This window comes from Rhodococcus sp. CX (assembly GCF_015865005.1).
In the GTDB taxonomy this organism is placed as follows: Bacteria; Actinomycetota; Actinomycetes; order Mycobacteriales; family Mycobacteriaceae; genus Rhodococcus.
In genome coordinates, this window is record NZ_JADZGH010000012.1 from 1 (window position 1) to 3,875 (window position 3,875).

A 3,875-nucleotide genomic window follows, 5' to 3' on the forward strand; every position below is an offset into this window, starting at 1 on the left:
GGTGAGCAGGTTCTGCCGCCCGGACGGAAACTGACCCTGCGGGAGGTGCTGTTCGACCGTCGCGTCGAACCGCGCGCTCTCGCGACCCTCGCGGCGGTCGCCGTCGCGATCGGCATGGTGGGCGGCTTGATCGTCGCGCTGGTGACCGCCGACAACGGATCCCTGACCAGCCGCGGTGTCTCGCTCTCGCAGATCGCCGGCGACGACGAACTGCCCACCGGGCAGGTCGCGCGGGTCGCCGACGCGGTGCTCCCGGCGGTCGTGTCGATCCAGGTGACGCTCGGCGACGAGGCCGGCACCGGTTCCGGGGTCGTGATCGACGGCGCCGGGTACATCGTCACCAACAACCACGTCGTGTCGATGGCGGCGAGCAGCCCCGACGCGAAGATCCAGGTGACCTTCAACGACGGCACCAAGGTGCCCGCCTCGATCGTCGGCCGCGACATCCACACCGACCTCGCGGTGCTCGCGGTCGAGGACGTCGACAACCTGACGGTCGCCGAACTGGGACGGTCCGCCGACGTGCAGGTCGGTGAGGACGTCATCGCGGTCGGCTCGCCGCTCGGCCTGAGCAAGACCGTCACGCGCGGCATCGTCAGCGCCCTGCATCGGCCGATGCGCCTGGGCGGGCAGGGCACCGACACCGACGCCGTGATCGACGCCGTGCAGACCGATGCGTCCATCAACCCCGGCAACTCCGGTGGTCCGCTCGTCGACGCGGAAGGTCGCGTGATCGGCATCAACTCGGCGATCAAGACGGAGACCGGCGGTTCGGTCGGGCTCGGCTTCGCGATTCCCATCGACACGGTCACGCAGGTGGCCCAGGAACTGATCCGCAGCGGGGAGATGCACCACCCGGAGATCGGGGTGAACGCCCGCACGGTCGTCAACGACGCCGCAAGTGGGGCGGAGGTCGCGAACGTGCAGGCCGACAGCCCGGCCCAGCGTGCCGGGATCGTCGAGGGCGACGTGATCGTCAAGGTCGGCGACCGCACGGTGACCAGCGCGGACGAGCTGGTCGTGGCGGTTCACGAGCAGCGGATCGGGGAACCGGTGACCGTCCAGCTCGTGCGCAGCGGCCGTCTCGTCGACGTGCAGGTGACCCCCGAATCGGACTGACCGGCCGGGAGCCTCTCGGGCACCGGTTGTGATCTGCGCACGTCAACCGCACGCCCCGGTATCCGACCACGTACTCTGGAACGGTGTTCGGCAACATCGGTTGGGGCGAGTTCATGGTGCTCCTCGTGGCGGCGCTCGTGGTCCTGGGACCCGAGCGGCTGCCCGGCGCGGTCTCCTGGGTGACGAAGTCGCTGCGTCAGGTGCGCGACTACGCGTCCGGCGCCCGCCAGCAGCTCAAGGACGAACTCGGACCGGAGTTCGAGGACCTGCGCAAGCCGCTGTCCGAGCTGAACGAACTGCGGGGCATGACCCCGAAGGCCGTCATCACCAAGCATCTGCTCGACGGCGACGATTCGATCCTCACCGGCAACTTCGACAAGCCGGCACCGAAACCGCCGGCGGCGAAACCGCTCGGAGCGGGGGAGCTGCCCCCGATCGACACCGACGCGACCTGAGCGCGCGGGATCTGATCGGATAGCCGTGGCAGCACAGGAGGTCCGAACCCCTGTGCGGCGCGGCCGTCTCGCGGCCCGGCTCGCCGGCATCCGCGAGATCACCGACGAGGATTCGGCGTCGGCGGCGTTTCTGCTCGCGGCGACCGTGGCGGCGCTGATCTGGGCGAACCTCGGCGACTCCTACGAGGCGTTCTGGCATCTGCCGCTGACCGTGCAGATCGGCGACTACGGCATCGGCATGGACCTGCAGCACTGGGTCAACGACGCGCTGATGACGTTGTTCTTCTTCGTCGTGGGGCTCGAGGTCAAGCGTGAGCTGACCATCGGCGAGCTCACCGATCGGACCCGGGCCGCGGTCCCGGTCGTCGCGGCGGTCGCCGGGCTGGCGGTGCCGGTCGTGCTGTTCCTGCTGCTCAACCCGAGCGGTGAGGCGGCCGGAGCGTGGGGTGTCGTGATCTCCACGGACACGGCGTTCGTCATGGGCGCGCTCGCGCTGGTCGGCCCGCGGTGCCCGGCCCGGCTGCGGATCTTCCTGCTCACCCTCGCGGTCGCCGACGACATCGGGGCGCTCGGCGTGATCGCGTTGTTCTACACCGACGATCTGCGGGTCGGGCCTCTCGTGTTCGGCGCGATCGGGCTGCTGGGGATCGCGTTGCTGCGTCGCCTCGCGGTCTGGCGCGGCGTCGTGTACTTCCTGGTGGCGGCGGCCACCTGGGTGGCGTTCTACGAGTCCGGTGTCCACCCGACTCTGTCCGGGGTGTTGATCGCGCTGATACTTCCGGTGTATCCACCCCGGCGCAGCGAGGTCGAGAGGGCCGGGGAACTCGCCCGTGCGTTCCGGCAGTCACCGAACTCGGACTATGCGCGGGCGGCACAGCTGGGTGTGCTCCGCGCGGTGTCCGTCAACGAGCGCCTGCTGCGGCTCTACGGCCCCTACACGTCGTTTCTCGTCGTACCCGTGTTTGCGTTGGCGAACGCCGGGGTGGTGCTGAGCGCGGAGGCGGTCGGTGCCGCGGTGCGGTCGTCGCTCGCGTGGGGCATCCTGCTCGGTCTGGTGGTCGGCAAGTTCGTCGGCATCACCGGCGCGGTCGCGCTGTTCACCCGCATGCGCCCGGGAGCGCTGCCGCCGGGGCTGACACTGTCGCAGATCGCCGGTGGCGGCGCGCTCGCCGGGATCGGGTTCACCATCTCCCTGTTCATCGTGGATCTGGCGATCCCGTCGCCGAGCCTCGCGAACGACGCGCGGGTCGCGGTGCTCGCCGCTGCGATCGTCTCCACCGTGGTGGGGTGGGTGCTGTTCCGCATCGACGACCGGCGGCGCGGCCCGGTCCCGGTGACGAGCCGGTTCCTGCCGCGCCCGGTCGAGGTGGGGCGGGACCACATCCGCGGCCCGGTCGACGCGCCGCTGACGCTCGTGGAGTACGGCGACTTCGAATGCCCGTTCTGCAGCCGGGCCACCGGCAGCATCCGGGACGTGCACGCGCATTTCGGGGACGCGGTGCGGTACGTGTTCCGGCACCTTCCGCGCGACGAGGCGCACCCGAACGCGCGGTTCGCCGCCGAGGCCAGCGAGGCCGCGGCGGAGCAGGACCTGTTCTGGGAGATGCACGATCAGCTGTTCGCGCACGCCGACCGCCTCGGCGAGGACGACATCTACGGCTACGCGGCCGAGTTGGGTGTGGACCTGGAGCGTTTCGAGGAGACGTTGCGGACCGGTGCCACGCGGTTGCGGGTCGTCGACGATGCCGTCGACGCCGAGGTCGGCGAGATCACCCAGACCCCCACGTTCTATCTGGGCGTGTCCGGGGAGGATCTGCTCCGGCACACCGGACCGTTCGACGCGGCGACCCTGATCCGGCGGCTCGAGGACGCGCGGCGACGGGGCGAATCGGGTGTCGGCGCCGGCTGAGCCCCGGTATGGGGCCGGCCGTGACGCTCAGAGGTGACGGGTGGTGTCGATACCCAGCGACATGCCGGCCAGGCCGCGGCGCCGCACCGCGAGCTTCTCGGCGATCTCGCGCAGCGCCGTTCCGGCGGCGGAATCCGGGGCACTGAGCACGATCGGGGTTCCGGCGTCGCCGGCCTCCCGGATCGCCGGGTCGAGCGGAATCTGCCCCAGCAGGGGGACCTGCGCGCCGACCGCGCGGGTGAGCCGTTCGGAGACGGCCTGGCCGCCGCCGGTGCCGAAGACGTCCATGCGGGTGCCGTCGGGCAGTTCGAGCCACGACATGTTCTCCACGACACCGGCGATGCGCTGACGGGTCTGCAGCGCGATCGACCCGGCCCGCTCGGCGACCTCCG

The 3,875-nt window shown here is 70.9% G+C and carries 4 protein-coding genes; 3 read left to right on the top strand and 1 reads right to left on the bottom strand.

Features of this window, described 5'->3' with window-relative positions; translation table 11 throughout:
- The 3 genes from I0Q12_RS01130 to nhaA all read left to right on the top strand — a co-directional run.
- A partial coding sequence (locus I0Q12_RS01130) for a S1C family serine protease (RefSeq protein WP_197250206.1) occupies positions 1-1,119 on the top strand: 1,119 nt, incomplete at its 5' end.
- An 83-nt stretch (positions 1,120-1,202) separates the two neighbouring features.
- A complete protein-coding gene (gene tatB, locus I0Q12_RS01135) occupies positions 1,203-1,574 on the top strand; it encodes a Sec-independent protein translocase protein TatB (protein ID WP_197250207.1) in 372 nt (123 codons plus the stop codon).
- Between the two features lie 25 nt (positions 1,575-1,599).
- The gene (gene nhaA, locus I0Q12_RS01140; RefSeq protein WP_197250208.1) at positions 1,600-3,483 is read left to right on the top strand and encodes a Na+/H+ antiporter NhaA; all 1,884 of its coding nucleotides are present in this window, start codon (positions 1,600-1,602) and stop codon (positions 3,481-3,483) included.
- 27 nt (positions 3,484-3,510) lie between these two features.
- Here nhaA and I0Q12_RS01145 read toward each other — a convergent pair.
- A partial coding sequence (locus tag I0Q12_RS01145) for a P-loop NTPase (protein ID WP_197250209.1) occupies positions 3,511-3,875 on the bottom strand: 365 nt, incomplete at its 5' end.